The 21,837-nt window shown below is 72.3% G+C and carries 17 protein-coding genes, 1 tRNA gene and 1 pseudogene; 2 read left to right on the top strand and 17 right to left on the bottom strand.

Annotated elements, in window-relative coordinates; all coding sequences use genetic code 11:
• Positions 1-380: transposase (locus ACFYNS_RS29760; RefSeq protein ID WP_388605897.1), on the top strand; the 380-nt coding region annotated here is incomplete at its 5' end.
• A gap of 501 nt (positions 381-881) precedes the next feature.
• Positions 882-2,120, top strand: a pseudogene (locus tag ACFYNS_RS29755) (recombinase family protein); the annotation flags it as partial.
• A 48-nt stretch (positions 2,121-2,168) separates the two neighbouring features.
• On the opposite strand, the gene ACFYNS_RS29750 reads toward ACFYNS_RS29755, so the two are convergent.
• From ACFYNS_RS29750 to ACFYNS_RS29670, 17 genes are all read right to left on the bottom strand, one after another.
• A complete protein-coding gene (locus ACFYNS_RS29750; protein WP_217495556.1) occupies positions 2,169-2,342 on the bottom strand; it encodes a hypothetical protein in 174 nt (57 codons plus the stop codon).
• Positions 2,343-2,620: 278 nt separating this feature from the next.
• Positions 2,621-2,705: transfer RNA gene (locus ACFYNS_RS29745), tRNA-Leu, on the bottom strand.
• Between the two features lie 147 nt (positions 2,706-2,852).
• Complete coding sequence (locus ACFYNS_RS29740) at positions 2,853-3,914, bottom strand: sugar phosphate isomerase/epimerase family protein (RefSeq protein ID WP_388605895.1); 1,062 nt, start codon at positions 3,912-3,914, stop codon at positions 2,853-2,855.
• On the bottom strand, positions 3,911-5,314 hold the full coding sequence (locus ACFYNS_RS29735) for an alkaline phosphatase family protein (protein ID WP_388605894.1): 1,404 nt from the start codon (positions 5,312-5,314) through the stop codon (positions 3,911-3,913). The genes ACFYNS_RS29740 and ACFYNS_RS29735 overlap by 4 nt, the downstream gene beginning before the upstream one ends.
• The gene (gene eboE / locus ACFYNS_RS29730; protein ID WP_388605892.1) at positions 5,311-6,492 is read right to left on the bottom strand and encodes a metabolite traffic protein EboE; all 1,182 of its coding nucleotides are present in this window, start codon (positions 6,490-6,492) and stop codon (positions 5,311-5,313) included. Before eboE ends, ACFYNS_RS29735 begins: the two co-directional genes overlap by 4 nt.
• Before the next feature lie 13 nt (positions 6,493-6,505).
• Positions 6,506-7,381 (bottom strand): TatD family hydrolase, encoded by an 876-nt coding sequence (locus ACFYNS_RS29725; protein ID WP_388605890.1) that lies wholly within the window; start codon positions 7,379-7,381, stop codon positions 6,506-6,508.
• Positions 7,382-7,427: 46 nt separating this feature from the next.
• Positions 7,428-8,246: an EboA domain-containing protein gene (locus ACFYNS_RS29720; RefSeq protein ID WP_388605889.1), complete on the bottom strand. Its 819-nt coding sequence runs from the start codon at positions 8,244-8,246 to the stop codon at positions 7,428-7,430.
• Positions 8,240-9,160 carry a sugar phosphate isomerase/epimerase family protein gene (locus ACFYNS_RS29715; protein ID WP_360303818.1) on the bottom strand — a complete coding sequence of 307 codons (921 nt, stop codon included), beginning with the start codon at positions 9,158-9,160 and terminating at the stop codon, positions 8,240-8,242. Before ACFYNS_RS29715 ends, ACFYNS_RS29720 begins: the two co-directional genes overlap by 7 nt.
• Positions 9,157-10,089, bottom strand: a complete 933-nt coding sequence (locus tag ACFYNS_RS29710; protein WP_388605887.1) for an SCO3242 family prenyltransferase — start codon at positions 10,087-10,089, stop codon at positions 9,157-9,159. Before ACFYNS_RS29710 ends, ACFYNS_RS29715 begins: the two co-directional genes overlap by 4 nt.
• Positions 10,086-11,336 (bottom strand): inositol-3-phosphate synthase, encoded by a 1,251-nt coding sequence (locus ACFYNS_RS29705; protein ID WP_360292271.1) that lies wholly within the window; start codon positions 11,334-11,336, stop codon positions 10,086-10,088. The genes ACFYNS_RS29710 and ACFYNS_RS29705 overlap by 4 nt, the downstream gene beginning before the upstream one ends.
• 192 nt (positions 11,337-11,528) lie before the next feature.
• On the bottom strand, positions 11,529-12,905 hold the full coding sequence (locus ACFYNS_RS29700) for a ThuA domain-containing protein (RefSeq protein ID WP_388605886.1): 1,377 nt from the start codon (positions 12,903-12,905) through the stop codon (positions 11,529-11,531).
• 13 nt (positions 12,906-12,918) lie between these two features.
• The gene (locus ACFYNS_RS29695; protein WP_388605884.1) at positions 12,919-15,345 is read right to left on the bottom strand and encodes a PQQ-dependent sugar dehydrogenase; all 2,427 of its coding nucleotides are present in this window, start codon (positions 15,343-15,345) and stop codon (positions 12,919-12,921) included.
• 321 nt (positions 15,346-15,666) lie between these two features.
• On the bottom strand, positions 15,667-16,665 hold the full coding sequence (locus ACFYNS_RS29690) for a sugar phosphate isomerase/epimerase family protein (protein ID WP_388605882.1): 999 nt from the start codon (positions 16,663-16,665) through the stop codon (positions 15,667-15,669).
• Between the two features lie 9 nt (positions 16,666-16,674).
• Positions 16,675-17,889, bottom strand: coding sequence for a Gfo/Idh/MocA family oxidoreductase (locus tag ACFYNS_RS29685; RefSeq protein WP_360292279.1), 1,215 nt, complete (start codon positions 17,887-17,889; stop codon positions 16,675-16,677).
• A gap of 124 nt (positions 17,890-18,013) precedes the next feature.
• Positions 18,014-19,099, bottom strand: coding sequence for a substrate-binding domain-containing protein (locus ACFYNS_RS29680; RefSeq protein WP_360292281.1), 1,086 nt, complete (start codon positions 19,097-19,099; stop codon positions 18,014-18,016).
• Positions 19,096-20,106: an ABC transporter permease gene (locus tag ACFYNS_RS29675; RefSeq protein WP_360292284.1), complete on the bottom strand. Its 1,011-nt coding sequence runs from the start codon at positions 20,104-20,106 to the stop codon at positions 19,096-19,098. The genes ACFYNS_RS29680 and ACFYNS_RS29675 overlap by 4 nt, the downstream gene beginning before the upstream one ends.
• 158 nt (positions 20,107-20,264) lie before the next feature.
• On the bottom strand, positions 20,265-21,752 hold the full coding sequence (locus ACFYNS_RS29670) for a sugar ABC transporter ATP-binding protein (protein WP_388605899.1): 1,488 nt from the start codon (positions 21,750-21,752) through the stop codon (positions 20,265-20,267).
• Positions 21,753-21,837: the final 85 nt, after the last annotated feature.

Raw genomic sequence — 21,837 nt, 5'->3', positions numbered from 1 at the left:
CGTGCCCCGACCGGCCCGCCTGCACCCGTGGAACCGCTGCCCGCACCGTGAACTTCCTCCCCCGCCACCTGCACGAACTCCAAGCCCGAAACCGTACAGACCAACAGGACTCCCAGTGGAGACGGCTCTACGCCACCCGGTCCGGAGTCGAAGGCACCATCTGCGAGTTCGTCAACGGACACCGGGCCCGCCGCAGCCGTTACCACGGCCTCAGCAAGACACACGTGCAGCACGTCCTGACCGGCATCGCCATCAACATCGAACGCCTCGCCCAACGCACCACTCGCCACCCCCACCGCCCCCGATCCCCCACGACATTCCAGCAGTACCTCGACACCCGCGGCCTGACCTGGGAATGCTGGTGGCGACAGGGGAAATGAGGTCACGCCCAAGATCCCCGACAGAGTCGCTCATTGTCGGACCGCTGAGCGGCCTTCCCCGGCAGGACATTGCGGACCGAGGGTGACCACCTCGTTACATTCGACCGTTGAGCGGTGGCAAAAACAAGCGGTGAGTTCTCTTCTACTTGTGTGAGCACGAGAGCCACCTCCATCCCACTGACCGGTTGCCCGTCCGCGCTTGTACTACGGTCAAAGGCAGAGCTTCACCCCCTCAGCGATCCCACCTTCTTTTCCACCGACGAGCCTGATGAGGGCACTGTCACCTGGGGAGACGGTCAAGAATGACGCAGCGTGCCTGTGAGGAGAGACCCCCACCCGGCTTTGTCATTGAATTCGCTGCCCCTGAACCTGAGCTCAATCCCGATGCTGCCGTCGTTCTGCTGCGCATTCTTAAGAAACGCGCAGAGCGCGCTGGCGCTCTGAAGAGCGTCGAGCTATCACAGGACGACCCCACGAACCACCGAAAAAAGGATCCCGCGGGTGAGTGAAACCGATCTCGCACTTCCCTGGCTGAACATTTCGCCGAAGCTGGCCAATGCTGAAGCGGCGCGGGACGGTGTGCTCCGTTTCGCCTTCTACGGACGGGTGTCTACCGAGGACCAGCAAGAGCCGGAAGCTTCCCGTCTATGGCAGCGCGGTCGGGCTGAAGCCCTCCTCGCGCCTGCCGGAGGCGCGATCGTGGCCGACTACTTCGACATCGGAGAATCCCGCGCCCTTCCCTGGAAACGGCGTCCCCGCGCCCGGGCCCTCCTGTCCGCACTCGCCGACCGCAACCGTGGATTCGACGCGGTGGTCATCGGTGAGCCGCAACGCGCCTTCTACGGCAACCAGTTCGGTGACACCTTCCCCCTCTTCGTGCACTACGAGGTACCGCTCTGGGTGCCCGAAGTCGGCGGTGCCATCGACGGCAACAACGAAGCCCACGACCTGATCATGTCCGTGTTCGGCGGCATGTCCAAAGGTGAACGCAACCGCATCAAAGTGCGCGTTCATGCAGCGATGTCCTCGCAGACCTTGATGGAAGGCCGTTTCCTCGGCGGCCGACCACCCTATGGCTACCGACTGTGTGACCTGGGTCCCCACCCGAACCCAGGCAAGGCTGCCGAAGGCCGTCGGTTGCACGGTCTGGAGCCTGACCCGAAGACCGCGCCCATCGTCGTGCGCATCTTCAACGAGTTCCTCCGAGGCTTGGGAATTTATGCCATCGCAGAAGGACTCACCCGGGACGGAATCCCGAGCCCCTCCGCCATCGACCCCGACCGCAACCCGCACCGTGACACCCGCGCCTGGGCCAAGACCGCCGTGCGCGCCATTCTCGGCAACCCCCGCTACACGGGCCGCCAGGTCTGGAACCGGCAGAAGAAGCACGAGGCACTGCTCGACATCACCGACGTCAGTCTCGGCTACACCACCAAGATGCGCTGGAACACCCAGGACAAGTGGATCATCTCCAGAGAGATCGTCCACACTCCGCTCATCGACGACGACACCTTCGCCCGTGCTCAGAACATCTTTCAATCGAAGCAGCGGAAAGCTCCCGCACATGGGGTCAAACGCGCCCGCCATCCATATCTCCTGCGCGGAGCCCTCATCTGTGACCCATGCGAACGGAAAATGCAGGGACACTGGTCCCATGAGCGTGCCTACTACCGCTGCCGGTACCCCAGCGAATACGGGCTTGCCAACCGGGTCCAGCACCCCCGCAATGTCTATGTGCGCGAAGCCTGGATCGTCCGGCCACTCGACAACTGGCTCGGGAAAATGTTCCTACCGCACCGCATCGACAACACCATCGACCTGATGACCGCAGCCGCCGAAACAGGTCACCCCCACAGTGCCGCAACCACTCAAGCGCGGACCGAAATCGCAGACTGCGACGCCAAACTCACCCAGTACCGCGCCGCCCTCGAAGCAGGCGCTGATCCCGAACTGGTCACCCAATGGATCAGCGAAACCCAGGCCAGGCGCACCCAGGCACAAGCCCGACTACGCACCCCCGGCGCAGGGGGATCGGTCAAGACCTCACGGGACTCCATCGCAGATCTTCTCCACACAGCGGGCGACCTCACCCGACTCATCCACCAAGCAGCGCCCGAAGACAAGACCGAGATCTACCGGAAACTCGGCCTGCGGCTCCGCTACCAGCCCGGACAACAAAAAGTGCTGGTCGAAGCACATCTCGACCAGCACATTCCGGACACCCGTGGGGTATCAGTCTGTGTCCGAGGGGGGACTCGAACCCCCACGCCCGATAAAGGGCACTAGCACCTCAAGCTAGCGCGTCTACCATTCCGCCACCCGGACCGGGCCGCGCCACAGAGGTTGGCTGCCGTGGCGACGGCCGTAACGATACCAAGGGTTGGGAGTGCTTCTCACCTGGGTTTCCTGGCGATCCGCACCTTTTATTCTGAATGTCGCGGAATATGCCTCACGATTCCCTGGGGCAGGGCGTCACGGATGGCGCCTGCCGCGCAGGTAGGCGGCGGAGCGGCGGGCGGAGGTGAAGGAGCCGGCCGGGTTGGCGTCGGGGTCGACGGCGTCGTCGCGCTCCATCAGCCAGTGGTGGTCCGTGCGGCGGCCCCGGTGGCGTCTGAGGACGGTGCCGATGAAGTGCTCGTAGTCGATGTCGCCGTCGCCGACGTCGACCATGTGGTAGCCGTCCGGTGACGCTTCGTCGTGCTCGCCGTCCTTGACGTGGAAGAGCGGGTAGCGGTGCGGGGCCGCCAGTACGTAGTCGAGCGGGTCGAAGGGGGCCGGGGTGCCGTCGGGGCGGACGCTGAAGCGGTGCTGTCCGGCGTAGGCCCAGTAGATGTCCATCTCCAGGTGGACCAGCTCCGGATCGGTCTCGGCGAGCAGCACGTCGTAGAGGCGTACGTGCGGCTTGTCCTCGGCGAAGCCGAACTCCATCTGGTGGTTGTGCTGGTAGAAGGTCAGCCCGCGGGCGCGTGCCGCCGCGCCGTAGGTGTTGAAGTCCTCAGCGGCGCGCTTCCAGCCGTCCACGGTGCGGCCGTAGCGGTCGGGGCTGGCCGCGGTACCCACGTGGGGCAGCCCGAGGGCTGCCGCATCGTCGACGACCTTCTCCAGTTGGGTGGCGAAGGTGTAGGCGGCCGGGTCGGCGGAGTGGTAGCCGACGTGGCTGCCGATGCCGCGCAGGCCGTGCTCCCGCATGAGGTGCTTGAGCTGCCGGAGGGTGAGGTCGCCGGTGCCCTGGGTGTAGCCGGCGAACTCGACCGAGTCGTAGCCGTAGCGCTCCAGCTCCCGGAAGACGGGGCCGAAGCCGAGCTGCTGGACCTGGTCGCGGAGGGTGTAGAGCTGGATGCCCAGTCTGCCGCGCGGGACGATCGGGCGGCAGCCCCGGTGGTCCGCCGCCGCGGCCGCCTGCGGTGCGGCGGCGGCGGGGCGTGCTCCCAGCAGGGTGGCGGTGGTGGCGCCCGCGGCGACGCCGAGGAAGCCGCGGCGGCGCAGTCTGCGGTGGAGTTCGGCGTACTGCGGGTCGGCTGATCTGCTGCTCATGAGGCGTCTCCCAGTGCGAGGTCGAGGAGCAGGCGTTTCACTTCGGTGGCGGGGAAGGCGGCGGCCGGCCCGCTCCGTCCGCGGTCGCCGAGCGCGTCGGCGCGGGAGCAGAGGAGCAGGGGGCCGTCCTCGGTCCGGTCCGGGAGCCGTCCGTGGCTGCCCCGGATCGGTGCGGGGTCGAGGGGGACGACGGCCATGCGGTAGCGCATGCCGGTCTTCTTGCGGGCCAGTGCGGCGGCGGCGCGGAGTTTGACGTAGGGGTCGTTCGGGTCCATGAACAGCTCGACGGGGTCGTAGCCGGGCTTCCGGTGGATCTCCACGAGCTGTGCGAAGTCGGGGGCGCGGCGGTCGTCCAGCCAGTAGTAGTAGGTGAACCAGGCGTCGGGTTCGGCCACGGCGACGAGTTCGCCGGAGCGGGGGTGGTCCAGGCCGGCCTCCTTCTTCCCGGTCTCGTCCAGGAGCTGTTCCAGGCCGGGCAGTCCGGCCAGTGCCGCGCGGGTGGCAGGCAGGTCGGCGGGGTCGCGGACGTAGACGTGGGCGAGCTGGTGGTCGGCGACGGCGAAGGCGCGGGAGGTCCACGGGTCCAGGTACTCCATGCCGTCCTGGGTGTGCACCTCCAGGAGTCCGGCGCGGCGCAGCACGCGGTTGATGTCGACATGGCGGCGCACCCGGGTGATGCCGTACTCGGAGAGGGCGACGACGGTGCGGCCCTCGGCGTGCGCGTCGGCGAGCAGTGGGGCGAGGGCGGCGTCCACGTCGGCGGCGGCGCGGTGGGCGCGCGGGTCGTCGGGGCCGTGGCGCTGGAGGTCGTAGTCGAGGTGGGGGACGTAGCACAGTGCGAGGTCGGGGTGCCGGGTGCGCAGGATGTGGCGGGTGGCGTCGATGATCCACTGCGAAGAGGTCAGGTTCGCGCCCGGACCCCAGAAGGTGAAGAGCGGGAAGTCGCCGAGTTCGGCGACGAGTTCGTCGTGCAGTGCCGGGGGCCGGGTGTAGCAGTCCGGTTCCTTGCGGCCGTCGGCGTAGTAGACGGGGCGGGGGGTGACGGTCCAGTCGGTGTCCGCGCCCATCGCGTACCACCAGCAGATGTTGGCCACCGTGTAGCCGGGCTGCCGGGCACGGGCTGCGTGCCAGAGCTTCTCGCCGCCGACCAGCGCGTTGTGCTGCCGCCACAGCAGCACGTCACCGAGTTCGCGGAAGTACCAGCCGTTGCCGACGATGCCGTGCCGGGCGGGGAGTTCCCCGGTGAGGAAGGTGGACTGGGCGGCGCAGGTGACGGCGGGCAGGACGGTGCCGAGGGGTGCCTGTGCACCGTCCCGGGCCAGGGCGCGCAGGTGGGGCATGTGGGCCAGCAGTGCGGGGGTCAGCCCGACGACGTCGATGACCAGCAGCGGGGTGGTCACGGCAGCTCCTTGAGGCCGAGACCGGTCAGCAGGTCGCGTGCGGTGGACAGTTCGGCGGCGAGGCCGTCGGCGAGCTGCGCACGGGTGGTGGGGCGCAGTGCCGCCGGGAGGGCCTGCCAGGTGTAGGTCTCCACCTCCAGGTGCCGGGTCAGCGGGGTGGGGCCGCCGACCAAATGGCCGAGGGTCTCGCCGAGCACGTCGGTGGTGGCGGTCAGCGGTGGGTCGAGGGGGGCGTGCAGCGGGACGTGGAAGTGGGAGCGCCAGGGCCCGGTGGTGGGCAGCGCTCCGGGGGCCAGAGCCCGGTCGAGGTCGTCGGTGGCCCGGAGTGTTCCGTCCGGGGTGCGGGCGCGGGTCTGGTGCAGGAAGCGGGGTTCGGCGAACTCGGCGAGTGCGGCGCGCACCTCGGGGCGGTCCGGGTGCTCGGCGTGCAGCGCGGCGGAGAGCTGGGACTTGACCACGGGCAGGCCCGCCTCGGCGAGCGCGGCCAGCGCTTTGGCCGGGTCCTCGAAGGCGGTGGCCAGGTGGCAGGTGTCCAGGCAGCCGCCGATCCGGTGCGCGGGCGGGCCGTCCTCCTGGGTGAGTGCCTCGATCAGGGCGGCTGTGGTCTCGACCGTGCAGCCGGGCTCGGGTTCCAGTCCGACCCGGATGGAGCGGCCCGTCAGCTCCTCCAGCGCGTCCAGCCGGGCGGCGAGGGTGTGCAGCCGGGTCAGCGCGCGGTGCCGGGCCTCGGCGTCGAAGCCGGTGCGCCAGGCCAGCGGGATGGTGGAGATGCTGCCGTCGCGGACGTCGTCCGGCAGCAGTGCGGCCAGCAGCCGTGCCAGGTCGGTGGTGTGCTCCAGGCGGGCGTCGTCGGTCCAGTCGGGCCGGTAGACGCGGTACTTGACGTGCTCGTTGCCGAAGCCCTGGTAGGGGAAGCCGTTGAGGGTGACGACCTCCAGTCCGGCGCGGTCGAGTCCGGAGCGCAGCCGCCGGACGGCCGCGGGGTCGTCGGTGAGGGTGCGGGCGGCGTCGCGGGCGAGCCACAGGCCGATGCCGAGCCGGTCCCGGTGCAGTCTGCGGCGTACGGGCTCGGCGTACGCGGTGAGTTGCTCCAGTACGCCGTCGAGCTGTTCGGCGGCGTGGACGTTGGTGCAGTAGGCGAGGTGGACCGTGGTGCCGTCGGGGTGCCGGAATCGCATGGCCGCGCTCTCCTCACTCTCCGCCGCGCAGGATGGAGTTGCCCTGGAACAGGTGCTGCTCGCGTGTGCCGGGCGGCGGGACGTCCAGGGCGAGGCGTCCGCTCTGGCCGTAGAAGGCGACGGGGTTGCGCCACAGCACTGTGTCGACGTCGTCGTCCTCGAAGCCGGCGGCGAGCATGGCGTCGGCGACATGGCCGGTCTTGAGCGGGTCGCTGTGCCCCCAGTCGGCGGCGGAGTTGACCAGCACCCGCTCGGTGCCGTGCACCCGCAGGATGCGGACCATCCGGTCGGGGTCCATCTTGGTGTCGGGGTAGATGGAGAAGCCCAGCCAGCAGCCGCTGTCCGCCGCGTCGCCCACCGTCGTCTCGTTGAGGTGGTCGAGCAGCACCCGCTCGGGAGCCAGCGGGGATTCCCGGAGCACGTCGAGGGTGCGGGCCAGCCCGGCGGCCTTGTCCCGGTGCGGGGTGTGGACGAGGGCGGGCAGTTCGTGGTCGTGGGCGAGTTGGAGCTGGGCGGCCAGTGCGTCGTCCTCCGCCGGGGTCATCGAGTCGTAGCCGATCTCACCGACGGCGACCACCCCGTCCTTGAGGAGGTAGCGCGGGAGTTCGTCCAGTACCGGGAGGCAGCGCGGGTCGTTGGCCTCCTTCGGGTTGAGCGCGAGGGTGCAGTGGTGGGCGATGCCGTACTGGGCGGCCCGGTAGGGCTCCCAGCCGAGCAGCGCGTCGAAGTAGTCGAGGAACGTCGCGGGCGAGGTGCGCGGCTGGCCGAGCCAGAAGGAGGGCTCGACCAGGGCCCGCACCCCGGAGGCGTACATCGCGGCGTAGTCGTCGGTGGTGCGGGACGTCATGTGGATGTGCGGGTCGAAGATGCGGCGGGTCGGCCTGGTCATGGGCGTCACGCTCCTCGCTCCGGGCGCCGCTGCGGCGCGCGGCTGGCTACGGCTCGGGGGACGGGCGGGGCGGGGTCGGTGGTGCGGCGGCCGGGCGGGGCGGGTGCACAGGCGCGGACTTCCCGGTCTCCCCCGGCGCTGCGAGCCGGGCCAGCCGCAGCGCGCGGTCGAGGTCCTCGGGCACGGTGCGGCCCGCCGCGGTGCGCTCGTGCGCGTAGTCCTCCAGCATCCGGGCGAGTTCCTCGTCCCCCGAGGCCCGGTGCGCCAGCCCGGCCAGCGCGGCCAGCGGTACGCCGGTGAACAGGCACTTGAGCACGCCGTGCCGCCACTGGTGCGCGTCCAGGTGTGCTGCGGCGTACGGTCCGAGCGCGGCGGCGATCAGCCGGGTGTCGTTGGTCCGCAGCGCGTCCTCGACCAGTTCCAGGGCTGCCGCCGGTTCGGGCGGCGGGTCCAGATGCGGCAGGGCCAGCAGGACGGCCCGCCGCTCGTCGCCGGTGCCGTGCCGGTAGAGCCGGGTCAGCTCCCGGATGCCGGGGGCGGCCGCGTGCAGGATGAGGACGCGGGCCGCGTCGACCGGGTCCGGCACGTCGGTGCTGTCCGCGGCCGCCCCGCGGCAGATGCGGCCGGCGCGGGCGAAGTGCAGCTCCCAGCGCGGGAGGCGGGGCACGGAGCGGGTGCGGGTCGCGGGGGTCCGGGTGTCGGACAGTGGGCTCGCGGTCTGCTGGACACCGGCCGGCGGGGCGTCCGCGTCCGTGCGGTGCCGGTCGTCCGCCGCTTCGGCCAGCGCCCGTTGCAGCCAGGCGCGGGGCTCAGCGGCCAGTCGCAGTTCCAGGCCGGTGCGCAGGGAGGCGAGCGGGGTCAGCACGGGATCTCCTCCTGCGGCAGGGTGCTGTGCCGTGCCAAGGCCGCCGTCCCGGCTTCGGTCTCGGCGGCGGTCAGGAACGCGAGCGAGTCGGCGGCGCGTGCGGGGCCGGCGTGCGAGTCGCGGGGCAGTTCGACCGTGACCAGGCCGTCGTAGTCCGCCTCGCGCAGCGCTGCCAGCACCGGCGGGAAGTCGATCTCGCCGTCGCCGAACGGCAGGTGCGTGTGGTCGCCGCGCCGCATGTCCTCGATCTGCACATGCCGCAGCCAGGGTGCCGCGTCCCGGACACAGTCGGCCGGGGGGCGCGGTTCCAGGCACTGGCAGTGGCCGATGTCGAGGGTGACGCCGAGGAGTTCGGGGCTGCCGAGCGCGGTGCGCAGCCGGTGGAACCCGGCCAGGTCCCCGAGCAGGTGGCCGGGCTCCGGCTCGATGGCCACCGGGACGCCCGCCGCGCCCGCGGCGTCCAGCACCGTGCCGATGCCGTCCGCCAGCCGTGCCCATCCGGTCTCGGGGTCCGTGCCGGTCGGGAGGGGGCCGCTGAAGCAGTGCACGGCGTGGGCGCCGAGGTCCGCGGCGACGCGGACGGCCTTGAGCAGCAGGTCGGTGCGGGCGGTGCGGGCTTCGGCGTCCGGGTCGAGCAGCGTGGGGTGGTGTTTGCGGCGTACGTCGAGCACGTAGCGCGCTCCGGTCTCGACGGTGGCCGTCAGCCCGTGGCGGTCCAGCGCGCGGCCCACGGCGGCGGTGCGGGCCGGGAGCCGGGGGGCGAGGGGGTCGAGGTGCATGTGGTCGAGCGTCAGCCCGACGCCCGCGTACCCGAGGTCGGCGAGCAGTCCGAGGGCGTCCTCGAGCCGTAGGTCGGCCAGGCCGTTGGTGCCGTAGGCGTAGCGCAGTGCGGAGGCGGTCCTGGGCGGGGTCATGTGGGGCTGACCTTCCGGGAGAGGCGGCGGGCGACGGGCAGCAGGCCGAGCAGTGCCGCGGCGGAGAGTGAGGCCGCGGTCCGGGCCCGCGGCGGGTGGGAGGAGCGGCAGCCACGCGCGGTGAGCGCGGCCTGGAGCGGGATCATGGCGCGGATCCCGCCGCCCACCGCGCGCTGGAGCAGCGGCGGCGAGGGGTTGAGCGCGGCGTGTGCCAGCGGTCGGGCGGCTGTCGCCGCGTAGGCCGTGCTCGCCGCGAGGGTCAGCGGTGCCCGCTGCCGGGCCAGCACGGCGGTGGTCGCCGCCACCGCGCCCAGTGCCGCGAGCGGCACCGCCGGGGCGCCGCCCTCGGCCTCCCGCCGGGAGACGGAGGTGACCGCGAGGGTGTGTGCCCCCATGAGGGCGGCCGCGCCCAGCACCGGTGCGGGGCTGCGCCTCGGCGGGGGTGCGAGGGCGCCGTCGGTCCCGGGCGCGGCGGGGCGCGCGGTGGCCGCCGCGCCCAGGAGTACGTCCAGGGAACGGGCCGTCGCCATGGCGACGGGACCTGCCGGGGTGTGCTTGAGGCGGAGGTCGTACGCCCACACGGTGGTGGCCAGCGCGGTGGCCGTGAGGAGCGGGAGGCGCCCGGCGCGGGCGGCCAACGCCAGTCCGGCAGCGGTCAGTCCGGTCGCGGCCGCGAGGGCGGCCCCCGGCCGGATGCGACCGGAGGGCAGCGGCCGCTGCGGTCGCTCGCGGGCGTCCTCCTCCTGGTCGGCCCAGTCGTTGAGCGCCATGCCCGCCTCGTACAGGCACAGCGAGGCCCCCGCGGCCAGCACCGTCCCCCGGCCCGGGCCGCTGCCGCCCGCCACGGCGCCGACCAGCGCGTCGCCGGGCACGGTCGAGACCGCGGAGATCCGCAGGAGTTGCGCCCAGGCGGCTCCTCGGCCGGTCACCGGGCGGACCCGGCGCCGTCGGCGGATCCCGTACCGTCGGCGGACGCGGCACGCTCGTCCGGCCCGGCAGCGCCTCCCGGCGCGTGCTGGAAGCCGCGGGCGAGGTCGAGCAGGGCCCGCCACTGCCCCGGCAGGTCGGCCGGACCGCTGTCGGGGTCCTTGAAGTAGAAGCCGAGTCCGGGCACCGGGCCGGTGAGGCCGCGTTCGTCGGCGCGGGCGAGCAGCCGGGCCAGGTCGAGGACGAGCGGGGCGGCGAGCGCCGAGTCGCAGCCCTGCCAGGTGGTCTGCAGCGTCATACGGGAGCCGAGAAAGCCGTCGAAGGCGATGTGGTCCCAGGCGGTCTTCCAGTCGCCCATCGCCGGGACGTCGTCGATGTGCACCTCTCCTTCCGGGAGGGTGCCGAGGTTGTCGGCCAGGACCCGCGCTTTGCCCGCGTTCTTGGCGGCCGCCGCCGCGGGGTCGGCGAGTGCCGCGCCGTCCCCGCCGCCGAGCAGGTTGGTGCCGCTCCAGGCCCGTACGGCCAGCGCGCGCTGCGCGAACATCGGGGCCAGCACCGAGCGCAGCAGGGTCTGCCCGGTCTTGCCGTCCCGTCCCGCGTACGGGACGCGGGCGGTACGGGCGGCTGCGGCCAGCCGGGGGTGGTGGAGGCCGGCGGACGGGGTGAAGTTGATGTACGGGCATCCGGCGCGCAGGGCCGCTGCCGCGTAGCGGGAGCTGGGCGGCAGGGGGGTGTGCGCGGTGCCGGGCGCCTCCCCGGGTTCGGGCGGGGGCGGCTCGGTGCTGGCCACGTTGATCACCACGGTGCGGGCCAGGCCGTGGGTGCGGGTGAATTCGGTGAGGTCGGCCGCGTATTGGGCGATCAGTTCTTCCTCGGCGCCGGCGTCCTCCGCGGCTGGTCCGGCCGCCGGGGCGCCGGGGCGGAGGGCGGTGTCGGCGGTGGCGAGTTCGGCGCGCACCGCCGCTGGCAGGCCGTGCGGGATCACCCCGGCTTCGGCCAGCGCCTCGGCCCGCTTGGGGAGCGGGCAGGAGGCGGTGTCGTGTCCGCCGAACACGAGGGAGTCGAGCGGCGGCAGGGCGGCATCGGCGAAGGGTCCGGTCTCGGTGACCATCCCGACGGGTGAATGCAGCCGGGCCGCGAGCGCCGCGGCTCCGGTGATCGCGGTGGTCGCCACGGAGCCCCTGGCGCCGATGAGCCACACCCCGGTACGGGGCGGCCGGAGGCCGGAGCTGTCGGTGCGGTCGGTCACGGTGTCCTCCCTGATGCTGCTGCGTACGAGGGGCCGCGGGTGGGCGGGAGCGCGGGGCCGGCCGCGCCCCGCCCGCGGCGGCCGGACCGGGCAGGACGGGCCCGGGTGGAGGTCCGGGCCGCCCGGGCCCGAGCCGCCCGGCCCGGAGGGACCGGACGGCGGGACGGCCGGGCGGCCGGTGGGGAAGCGGTGTCAGCGGGGTGCCGACGCGCGGATGCGTACGTCGCGGAAGGCGACCTCGTCCCCTTCCCCGTGGTTCTGCAGACCCACGTATCCGTCGGTGAGGCTCCGGGCCGGGTCGGTGTTGGTGAAGTCGTTGATCAGTACACCGTTGAGGTGGACGCGCAGCCGCTCACCCTCGACCCGGATCTCGTAGGTGTTCCACTCACCGGGCGGGTTCAGCGCGGCGTCCCGTGCCGCGAGGTCGGCCGACTGGAAGCCGTAGACCGCCCCGGTGGTCCGGTCGTCGGCGTCGGTGGCGTCGGTGGCGTCGATCTGGATCTCGTACCCGCGGTCCACGGCCGACCAGGGGTCGTCGGAGGCGGGGAAGCCGACGAAGACACCGGAGTTGTCGTCCCCGTCGGCACTGGCCATCCGCCAGTCGAGCTTGAGCGAGTAGGAGCCGTAGGAGCGGGCGGCGTACCACAGCAGGCCCATCCCGCCGCGGGTGGTGAGGGTGCCGTCGGCGCTCTCCTCGAACGAGCCGGGACCGGCCTGCCGCCACTCCTCGGTTCCGGGACCGTCGCCGGTTCCCTCGTACAGCGTCGTATAGCCGGTCTCCGGACGGCAGTCGGCACGTACCGCGCCGGTGGCGTACCGGATGCCGCCCAGCAGGTGTGCGCGGAAGGCGGGGTCGGCATAGGACTCCCGGGTGTGCCCGGCGCCGGTGTAGAAGGCGCGGCCGCCCGCGTACTCCTGGCACCAGGCCAGCGGGTGCTCCTCGCCCATCGTGCCGCCGGTGTAGGAGTCCTCGTCCAGGGACGCCAGGATGCGGGCCTGTTCGCGCGGATCGGAGCGGTAGTTGTACCACTCGTCGGTGCGCTCCCAGTCCGTGCCCAGGTGCGCGGTGGCGGGGTGGGCGCGGTCCTCGATCCGCACCGTGGCGGGCTGGATCGCCGGGTGGGACGCGAAGTAGGCGCCCGCGAGCCCGCCGTACCACTCCCAGTCGTACTCGGTGTCGGCCGCGGCGTGCACGCCCACGTAGCCGCCGCCGTCGCCGATGTATTCCTCGAAGGCCGCCTGTTGGCGCGGGTCGAGCACGTCGCCCGTCGTCGAGAGGAAGACGACGGCGTCGTAGCGGGCCAGCTTCTTCGGGGTGAAGGCGGCGGCGTTCTCGGTGGCGTCGACGGTGAAGCCGTGCTCGGCGCCGAGTTCCCGCACGGCGGCGATGCCGTCGGCGATGGAGTCGTGGCGGTATCCGGCGGTCTTGGAGAAGACCAGCACGCTGCCGGCCGCCGGCTCGTGCCCGCCTGGGTGCTGCGCGGCCTGGCTCGGCGCGGCGAGCGCGCCGGCCAGTAGCGCACCGGCTGCCAAGGTGAGGCGGGCGCGAGGGGTGGATGCCCGGTTCATACGCGTCCTCCGTTCAGCCGGTGGTGACGGTGAAGCTGTCCAGGTCGTAGAGCGCCCCGTCGCCTCCGGTGAAGACGAGGCAGAGCGCGCCCGCGTCCGCGGGGACGCCGCTGATGTCGGTGCTCACCTCGGTCCAGCCGTCCGTGGCGGAGATCTGCGCGGTGCCCAGCAGGGGGCCGTCGGGGCCGTCGGCGCGGACTTCGAGCGCGGCGTCAGCGGTGCCGGCCACCCGCGCGGTGAGTTGGGTGACGTCGGCGGGCGCGTACGGCTCGTAGGCGATCCACTGGCCGTCCCGCGCCCCGGTGACGGCCTTGCCGCCCTCGGCTCCGGCGGGCTCGCCGGTGCTGACGCCGTCCGCCGCGCCGGTGAAGTGCTCGGCCTGGCGGTGCTCGGGCTGCAGGATGCTCTGCCCGTGGCTGGTGAGCGGGGGTTGCCCGCCTGCGCCGTTGTCGGTGTAGGAGGCGTCGAGGACGCCGAAGATGTCGGCGTTCGGGTCGTGTTCCCCGTCGGCGAGGGTCTTGATGGTGCCCTTGCAGCCCTTGGCGGAGGTGAGGGGGTGGCCGTGGCTGTCGTGGCCGAGGATGTAGGCGACCTCGACCCGGGAGCAGTCGATCTGTTCCTCCTCGGGGTCGGTGACCTGCACCTCGAAGGGGATCTCGTCGCCGAAGGAGAAGGGCTGCCCGTCGGCGGGGAGCTTCAGTTCGACCTGGGGCGCCGTGTTGCCGACGGTGAGGTGCACGCTGGCGGAGCCGGTACGGCCGGAGGGGTCCTCGGCGGTGACGGTCGCGGTGTAGGTGCCGTTTGCCTGGTAGGTGTGGGTCGGCTCGGCCTCGTCGGAGGTCGCGCCGTCGCCGAAGTCCCAGCTCAGTTCGGTGGTGTCACCGTCCTGGTCGGTGGCCTGGGCGGAGAAGGAGACGGTGAGCGGGGCCTGGCCGTCGCTGATGTCGCTGCTGGCCTCGACGACGGGGCTGTGCCCGTCGGCGGCGTTCTCGATGCGGTAGAGGGCGGAGTTCTCGTCGCCGTTGAAGTAGCCGGTGCCGTAGTCGAGGACGTACAGCGCACCGTCGGGGCCGAAGTCCATGTCCATGACCTGGGTTCCGGACCAGGGGAAGTCGTTGATCCGCACGTTGCCGCCGTCGCGGTCCTGCTCGACGCGCTTGATCCAACGGCGGCCGAACTCTCCGGCGAAGAAGTCCCCGTCGTACTCGCGGGGGAAGGCCACCGGGGAGTCGTTGTGGGGGTCGTATCGGTAGACGGGGCCGCCCATCGGGGACTCGGAGCCGTCGCCGAACTCGGGGACGGAGTCGCCGTCGTAGGGGATCCACGCCGGCTGGGCCGCGGGGAGCCGGGTGCGTCCGGTGTTGTGGGGCGAGGTGTTGCGCGGTGCGGAGCAGTCGAACTTCTCGCCGGAGGTGCCGGTGGCGAAGTCGTAGTCCGTGTAGGCGTCGTTCTTGCCGGTGCAGTACGGCCAGCCGTAGTTGCCCGGGCCGGTGACGCGGGCGAACTCGACCTGGCCCGCGGGGCCGCGTTGCGGATCGGCGGTGCCCGCGTCCGGTCCGTAGTCGCCGACGTAGACGGTGTCGGTCTTCTTGTCGACGGTCATCCGGAAGGGGTTGCGGAAGCCCATGGCGTAGATCTCGGGCCGGGTCCTCGCGGTGCCCGGCCGGAAGAGGTTGCCGCGGGGAATCTTGTAGGAGCCGTCCTTGCGGACCTTGATGCGGAGGATCTTGCCGCGCAGGTCGTCGGTGTTGCCGGCGGAGCGCTGCGCGTCGAAGGCGGGGTTGCGGTCGGCGCGCTCGTCGATGGGCGTGTAGCCGTCCGACTGGAAGGGGTTGGAGTCGTCGCCGGTGGACAGGAGCAGGTTGCCCTTGGAGTCGAAGGCGATGTCGCCGCCCACGTGGCAGCAGGTGCCGCGGTCGGCGGGGACGTCGAGGACCGTGCGCTCGCTGGACTCGTCCAGTGTGCCGTCGGGGCGCAGGACGAACCGGGAGAGCCGGTTGACGCCGGCGAACTTCTCGAAGTCGGCGGCGGTGCCCGTGTCGGGGGCGTCGCCCTCGGGGGTGTCGAGCGGCGGCGCGTAGTAGAGGTAGACGAAGTGGTTCTTGGTGAAGCGCGGGTCGACTCCGACGCCTTGGAGGCCCTCTTCGTCGTGGTTGTAGACGTCGAGGCGGCCGGCGGTCTTCGTGTTGCCCTGCGCGTCGGTGAGCCGCAGGGTGCCGTCGCGTGAGGTGTGCAGTACGGAGCGGTCGGGCAGCACGGCCATCGTCATGGGCTCGCCCATCTCGGCCACGCCTTTGGCGAGGGTCACCTGCTGGAAGTCGCCGGCGGCGGGCGGGGCAGCCTTGTCCGGGGCGGTGGTGGCGGGTGTGTCGGTGGCCTGGGCGGCCACCGCGGTCGCGCCGGTGAGCAGGAGGGCGCCGACGAGTGCGGCGACGCGCATGCGGAGACATCGTTGTCCGCGGGGTCGAGTGTGCACAGCGGATCCTCCCTGGTGGGGGTGGGTTGACTGGTGCCGTGCGCTGCGCCCGCGCTGCACAGGAGGGGGCGCGCTGTTGTCCCGTACGCCTCAAGGACGGTAGCGGCGTTTATCCGGAGCGGGAACCCCTTTGACACGCATCCCCGGTAGTTTTGTCCACAGGCAGGACAAAGACCCGGGAGCGCGCGGCGGCCCCGCGCGACCGCACCGAGGCGGAAGCGCGCAGGGCGGAGCCGGGGCACCCGGAGCGGTGCCCGCGGCCCCGCACCGGCGCCGTGCGACCGGTCAGTTGCCGAACGCGGAGTCGAACGAGGCAGTCGGGGGTTCGTAGTCGAAGGCCCGCAGCCGCGCCAGGGCCTCCGGCGCACCGGCGAGCCGGTCCATCCCGGCGTCCTCCCACTCGACGGACACCGGTCCCGCGTAGCCGATGGCCCGCAGCATCCGGAAGACGTCCTCCCAGGCGACGTCGCCGTGCCCGGCCGAGACGAAGTCCCACCCCCGGCGCGGATCGCCCCACGGCAGATGCGAGCCGAGCCGGCCGTTGCGGCCGTCCAGCCTGCGCCGGGCCTCCTTGCAGTCGACGTGGTAGATCCGGTCCCGGTAGTCGTAGAGGAACCCGGCCGGATCCAGGTCCTGCCACACGAAGTGCGAGGGGTCGAAGTTCAGTCCGAAGGCGGCCCGATGCTCGACCGCCTCCAGGGCGCGCTGGGTGGTCCAGTAGTCGTAGGCGATCTCGCTGGGGTGCACCTCGTGCGCGAACCGCACGCCCTCGGCGTCGAAGACGTCCAGAATCGGGTTCCACCGCTCGGCGAAGTCCGCGTAGCCTCGGTCGACCATCTCCGGGGGCGTCGGCGGGAACATGGCCACCAGATGCCAGATGGAGGAGCCGGTGAAGCCCACGACGGTGCGCACGCCGAGCGCCGCGGCGGCCCGCGCGGTGTCCTTCATCTCCTCGGCGGCCCTGCGGCGCACCCCCTCGGGGTCGCCGTCGCCCCAGATGCGCGGGGCGACGATGGCGCGGTGGCGCTCGTCGATGGGGTGGTCGCAGACGGCCTGCCCGGTGAGGTGGTTGGAGACCGCCCAGCACTCCAGGCCGTACTTGTCCAGCAGGCGCCGCCTGCCGTCCACGTATCCGGGCTCGTGCAGCGCCTTGTCGACCTCGAAGTGGTCGCCCCAGCAGGCCAGTTCCAGGCCGTCGTAGCCGAAGTCGCGGGCGAGGCGGCAGACCTCCTCCAGCGGCAGGTCGGCCCACTGCCCGGTGAAGAGGGTGAACTTTCGTGCCACGGTGACCTCCTAGGCGGTTGCCGCGGCCGCCCCGGCCGCGGATGCCTCGTGCTGGACCGGTGTGTAGACGCAGTTCCGCCCGGCGCTCTCCTCGACGGCGGCCAGCACGCGCTGGACCTGGAGCCCGTCGTCGAAGGTGGGGGCCGGCGGGGTGCCCGTCGCGATGGCGTGCACCAGGTCGCGGGCCTGGTGGGTGAAGGTGTGCTCGTAGCCGAGGCCGTGGCCGGGCGGCCACCACGCCTCCAGGTAGGGGTGGTCGTGCTCGGTGACCAGGATGCGGCGGAATCCGGCTTCCCCCGCGGTCTGGGTGTGGTCGTGGAACTCCAGCTCGTTGAGGCGCTCCAGGTCGAAGGCGAGGGAGCCGAGGGTGCCGTTCAGCTCGACGCGCAGCGCGTTCTTGCGCCCCGCGGCGACCCGGGTGACCTCGAAAGAGGCCAGCGCCCCGGAGCCCAGCCTGCCGGTGAAGACCGCGGCGTCGTCCACGGTGACCGGGCCCCGCTCCCCGTCCGGCTCGCCCTCGCGCAGCGGGCGCTCCCGGACGAACGTCTCGGTCTGCGCGGAGACCCCGGCCAGCGGGGCACCGGCCAGATGCTGGGCGAGGTCGACGGCGTGCGCCCCCAGGTCGCCGAGGGCCCCGGAGCCGGCCGCCTCCCGGCGCAGCCGCCAGGCCAGCGGGAAGGCCGGGTCGACCAGCCAGTCCTGGAGGTAGCACACCCGCAGGTGCCGCAGCTCCCCCAGTCTGCCGTCCGCCACCATGCGGCGCGCGAGCGCCAGCGCGGGGGTGCGGCGGTAGTTGAAGCCGACCATGGCGACCTGGCCGCGCTCCCGGGCCGCACGTGCTGCCGCGGCCATGGCCTCGGCCTCCTCGACCGTGTTGGCCAGCGGCTTCTCGCACAGCACATGCTTGCCCGCCGCCAGCGCCGCGATCGCGATCTCGGCGTGGCTGTCACCGGGCGTGCAGATGTCGACGAGCTGGACGTCCGGGCGGGCGATCAGCGCCCGCCAGTCGGTCTCGGCGGCGGCCCACCCCAGCCGCTCGGCCGCGGTGCGCACGGCTGCCGGGTCGCGCCCGCACACGGCGGCCAGCGCGGGCCGCAGCGGCAGGTCGAAGACCCGCCCCACGGTGCGCCAGCCCTGCGAGTGCGCCTGGCCCATGAAGGCGTAGCCGACCATGCCCACGCCCAGGGGCGGCGCGGTGGCGGGCGCGGTGCTGTCGTACGGCATCGAGGTCCTCCCTCTGGAGGGGCTCCTGCTCCGGCCCCGGGCCGGGAGGTCCCCCCGGATCTGCGTCAGCGGTCCGGACGGTGCGGCGGGCGGTCCCGGCGGAGGGGGCCGCCCGCCCGGGCTGTCAGGTGAAGCCGATCGGGAGGTACTCCTCGACGTTCTTCTCCGTCACCACCGCGGAGTAGAGGGTGACCTGGGCGGGGATCTCGTATTCGGCCATGCCCGCGATGCCCTTGCCCTGGCCGAGGGCGCGGGCCAGGTCGATGGCGGAGGCGGCCATGGTGGGCGGGTAGAGGACGGTGGCCTTGATGACGCTGTCGCCGTCCTTGATGGCCTGCATCACGCGCTTGGACCCGGCGCCGCCGACCATGAAGAACTCGTCCCTGCCCGCCTGCTTGATGGCGCGTTCGGCACCGACGCCCTGGTCGTCGTCGTGGTTCCACAGCGCGTCGAAGCTCTGCTGGGCCTGGAGGAGTTCGGACATCTTCTGCTGCCCGGACTCGACGGTGAACTCGGCGGCCTGCCGGGCGACCTTCTTGATGTTGGGGTAGTTCTCCAGCGCGTCGTCGAACCCCTTGGTGCGCTGCCGGGTCAGCTCCAGGTTGTCGATCCCGGCCAGCTCCACGACCTTGGCGCTCTTCTTGTCCTTGAGCTGTTCGCCGATGTAGTGCCCGGCGTTGAGGCCCATGCCGTAGTTGTCGCCGCCGATCCAGCAGCGGTACGCCTGCTGCGAGGAGAAGACGCGGTCGAGGTTGACCACGGGGATGCCGGCCCGCATGGCCTTGAGGCCGACCTGGGTGAGGGCCTTGCCGTCGGCGGGCAGCACGACGAGCACGTCGACCTTCTTGTTGATGAGCGTCTCGACCTGGCCCACCTGGGTGGCGTTGTCGTTGGAGCCCTCGGTGGCCTCCAGGGTGACGTCCTGGTACTTCCCGGCGCGCTTCTTCGCCTGGGTGGTGATGGCGTTGAGCCAGCCGTGGTCGGCCTGCGGGCCGGCGAACCCGATGGTGACCTTCTTGCCCGGCTTGTCGTCGGCGACCTCGGCGCCCGCCGAGTCCGTGTCGGCGTCGTCGTTGTTCTCGTTGCTGGTGCAGCCGGTGGCGAGGAGGGCCGCTCCGGCCGCCGCGGTGCCGAAGAGCATGCTGCGGCGGCTGGTGGCCGGGAGGCGGGAGGCGGGTGGCGTGTCAGGGGTGCGTGGTCTGATGCTCATGACGTGGAACGACCCTTCTGGACCAGGACGGCCGCGACGATGATCGCGCCCTTGGCGATCTGCTGGATGTCCGTCTGGAGGTTGTTGAGGGCGAACAGGTTGGTGATGGTGGTGAAGACCAGGACGCCGAGCACCGAGCCGAGGATCGTGCCGCGACCGCCGCTGAGCAGCGTGCCGCCGATGATCGCGGCTGCGATGGCGTCGAGTTCGTACAGGTTGCCGTTGGTGTTCTGGCCCGAGCCGGTGAGGATGACGAGCATGAACGCGGCGATTCCGCAGCACAGTCCGGAGAGCAGGTAGAGCAGCAGCCGCTGCCGCCGTACGGCGATGCCGGCCAGCCGGGAGGCTTCCGGGTTGCCGCCGACCGCCACCGTGCGGCGTCCGAAGGTGGTGCGGTTGAGCAGCAGCCAGCCGAGCACGCAGACGAGCGCGAACACCAGGACGATGGGCGGGACGCCGAGCACGTAGGAGTCCTTGACGCCCAGGTCGAGCACGGCGTCGACGGTGACGACCTGCGTCCTGCCGTCGCTGATCTGCAGGGCCAGCCCCCGGGCCGAGGCGAGCATGGCGAGGGTGGCGATGAAGGGCACCATCGGCCCGTAGGCGACCAGCAGCCCGTTGACGAGTCCGCAGCCGACGCCGACCAGCACACTGCACAGCAGCATCCCGCCGAGGCCGAAGTCCTGGGTGGCCAGCGTCGTCGCCCACACCGAGGCGAGCGCGACGATGGCGCCCACCGACAGGTCGATGCCACCGCCGATGATCACGAAGGTCACGCCGACGGTGACGACGCCGATGACGGACGCCTGGGTGAGGACGAGACGGAGGTTCTCGGCCGCCAGGAACTCGTCGGGTCTGGTGATCGCCCCGACGACGGCGAGCGCGACCAGCACCCCGATGAGCGAGAGGTGGCGCACGTCGAGCGGGAGGCGGCGGACGGCCGGTGGCCGGTCCGCCACGGGTGCGGGCGTACCGGGCTCGCTGGTCGCGGTTGCTGGTGGGTTCATGACGGGTCACCTCTGAGGGGACGGAGGCTGGTGGGTGGATGCGCGGGCGCCGCCCCCGGAGGGCGGGCGCGGCCGCGCGGCCCTCGCCGGAGGACGGGTGCGGCCGCGCGGCCCGCAGCCGCACCCCGGCAGCGGCCGGGAGGTGCGGGGGGCGCCGCTCATTCCGGGGTGCCTTCCATCACGAGGTCCAGCACCCGGTGCTCGTCCAGTTCGTGCGAGGGAGCCGCATGCACCACCCGGCCCTCGCGCAGCACCAGCACCCGGTCGGCGAGGCCGAGGACCTCGGGCAGCTCGCTGGAGACGAGCAGTACGCAGACCCCGGAGTCGGCGAGCCGCCGGATGACGGCGTACAACTCGGTACGCGCGCCGACGTCGACGCCGCGGGTCGGCTCGTCCAGCAGCAGCACCCGGCAGCCGCGCAGCAGCCAGCGTGCCAGCACCGCCTTCTGCTGGTTGCCGCCGGAGAAGGTGCGTACCGGCCGTTCGGGATCGTCGGGGCTGAGCGCCAGCTCACGGGTGCGCCTGCGGGCCTCGGCACCCTCCCGGGCCCGGTCCAGCCAGCCGCCGCGGGAGAAGCGGGGCAGCGAGGAGACGGAGACGTTGCGGGTGACCGACTCCAGCATCAGCAGCGCCTGGGACTTGCGCTCCTCGGGCGCCAGCCCCAGCCCGGCGCGTACGGCGGCGGGGATGCTGCCCGGACGCAGCGGCCTGCCGTCCACCAGGACGCGTCCCGCGGTGGGGCGGCGCGCCCCGTAGAGCGTCTCCAGCACCTCCGAGCGGCCGGAGCCCACCAGCCCGGCCAGCCCCACGATCTCGCCGGGCCGCAGCTCCAGATCCAGCGGCTCGAACTCGCCTGCCCGCGCCAGCCCTTCGGCGACCAGTACCGGCTCGGCGCGGGGCGCGTCCGGCGCCGAGCGCTGCGGGAAGACCTGCCGGGCGTCCCGGCCCGTCATCCTGGCGACCAGTTCGTCGGTCGGTGTGCTGCGGGCCGGCAGGTCGCGGGCGGCGACGCGGCCGTCCTTGAGGACGGAGACCCGGTCCCCGATACGGCGGATCTCCTCCAGCCGGTGGGAGATGTAGACGACGGCGACGCCGTCGGCCGTCAGATCGCCGACGATCCGGAAGAGGTTGTCGACCTCGTCGGGGTCGAGCGCCGCCGACGGCTCGTCCATCACGATCAGCCGTACGTCGTGCGAGAGGGCCCGGGCCATGGACACGATCTGTGCTCCGGCGGCGGACAGGGAGCCCACGAGCGCGGCCGGGTCGATCTCGGGGTGCCCGAGCCGGGCCAGCAGTTCCGCGGTCCGCGCCCGCGCGGCGCGGGGGCGTACCAGGCCACGGGTGGCGATCTCGTGCCCGAGGAAGACGTTCTCCGCCACCGACACGTGCTCCACCAGGTCGAGTTCCTGGTAGATGGTGGCGATGCCCAGCCGCATGGCGGAGACGGGGGTGGGCAGCCGGACCCGCTCGCCCCGCCAGGCGATCTCGCCGCCGTCGGGCTGGTGGGCGCCCGCGAGCACCTTGATGAGGGTGGACTTGCCCGCGCCGTTCTGGCCGAGCAGGCAGTGCACCTCGCCTTCCTCGACATCGAGGTCGACACCGTCCAGCGCACGGACACCGGGGAACGACTTGGTGATTCCGGACATCGTCAACAGGGGCATGCAGGATCTCCGTCCCAGGGGGTCGTACGGGAGTTCGCCGTGCGGGAGCGGTGCCGTCGATCAGTTGCTG

It is taken from the genome of Streptomyces sp. NPDC006925 (genome assembly GCF_042869575.1).
Classification (GTDB): Bacteria; Actinomycetota; Actinomycetes; order Streptomycetales; family Streptomycetaceae; genus Streptomyces.
This window is presented reverse-complemented; position numbering and strand designations above follow the sequence as displayed.

What these genes read in the sequence shown, in the direction of transcription:
- ACFYNS_RS29740 (WP_388605895.1), bottom strand. Translation starts at nt 3,914, where the DNA reads ATGAGCAGCAGATCAGCCGACCCGCAGTACGCCGAACTCCACCGCAGA.
- eboE (WP_388605892.1), bottom strand. Translation starts at nt 6,492, where the DNA reads ATGCGATTCCGGCACCCCGACGGCACCACGGTCCACCTCGCCTACTGC.
- ACFYNS_RS29725 (WP_388605890.1), bottom strand. Translation starts at nt 7,381, where the DNA reads ATGACCAGGCCGACCCGCCGCATCTTCGACCCGCACATCCACATGACG.
- ACFYNS_RS29715 (WP_360303818.1), bottom strand. Translation starts at nt 9,160, where the DNA reads ATGACCCCGCCCAGGACCGCCTCCGCACTGCGCTACGCCTACGGCACC.
- ACFYNS_RS29700 (WP_388605886.1), bottom strand. Translation starts at nt 12,905, where the DNA reads ATGAACCGGGCATCCACCCCTCGCGCCCGCCTCACCTTGGCAGCCGGT.
- ACFYNS_RS29695 (WP_388605884.1), bottom strand. Translation starts at nt 15,345, where the DNA reads ATGCGCGTCGCCGCACTCGTCGGCGCCCTCCTGCTCACCGGCGCGACC.
- ACFYNS_RS29685 (WP_360292279.1), bottom strand. Translation starts at nt 17,889, where the DNA reads ATGCCGTACGACAGCACCGCGCCCGCCACCGCGCCGCCCCTGGGCGTG.
- ACFYNS_RS29680 (WP_360292281.1), bottom strand. Translation starts at nt 19,099, where the DNA reads ATGAGCATCAGACCACGCACCCCTGACACGCCACCCGCCTCCCGCCTC.
- ACFYNS_RS29675 (WP_360292284.1), bottom strand. Translation starts at nt 20,106, where the DNA reads ATGAACCCACCAGCAACCGCGACCAGCGAGCCCGGTACGCCCGCACCC.
- ACFYNS_RS29670 (WP_388605899.1), bottom strand. Translation starts at nt 21,752, where the DNA reads ATGTCCGGAATCACCAAGTCGTTCCCCGGTGTCCGTGCGCTGGACGGT.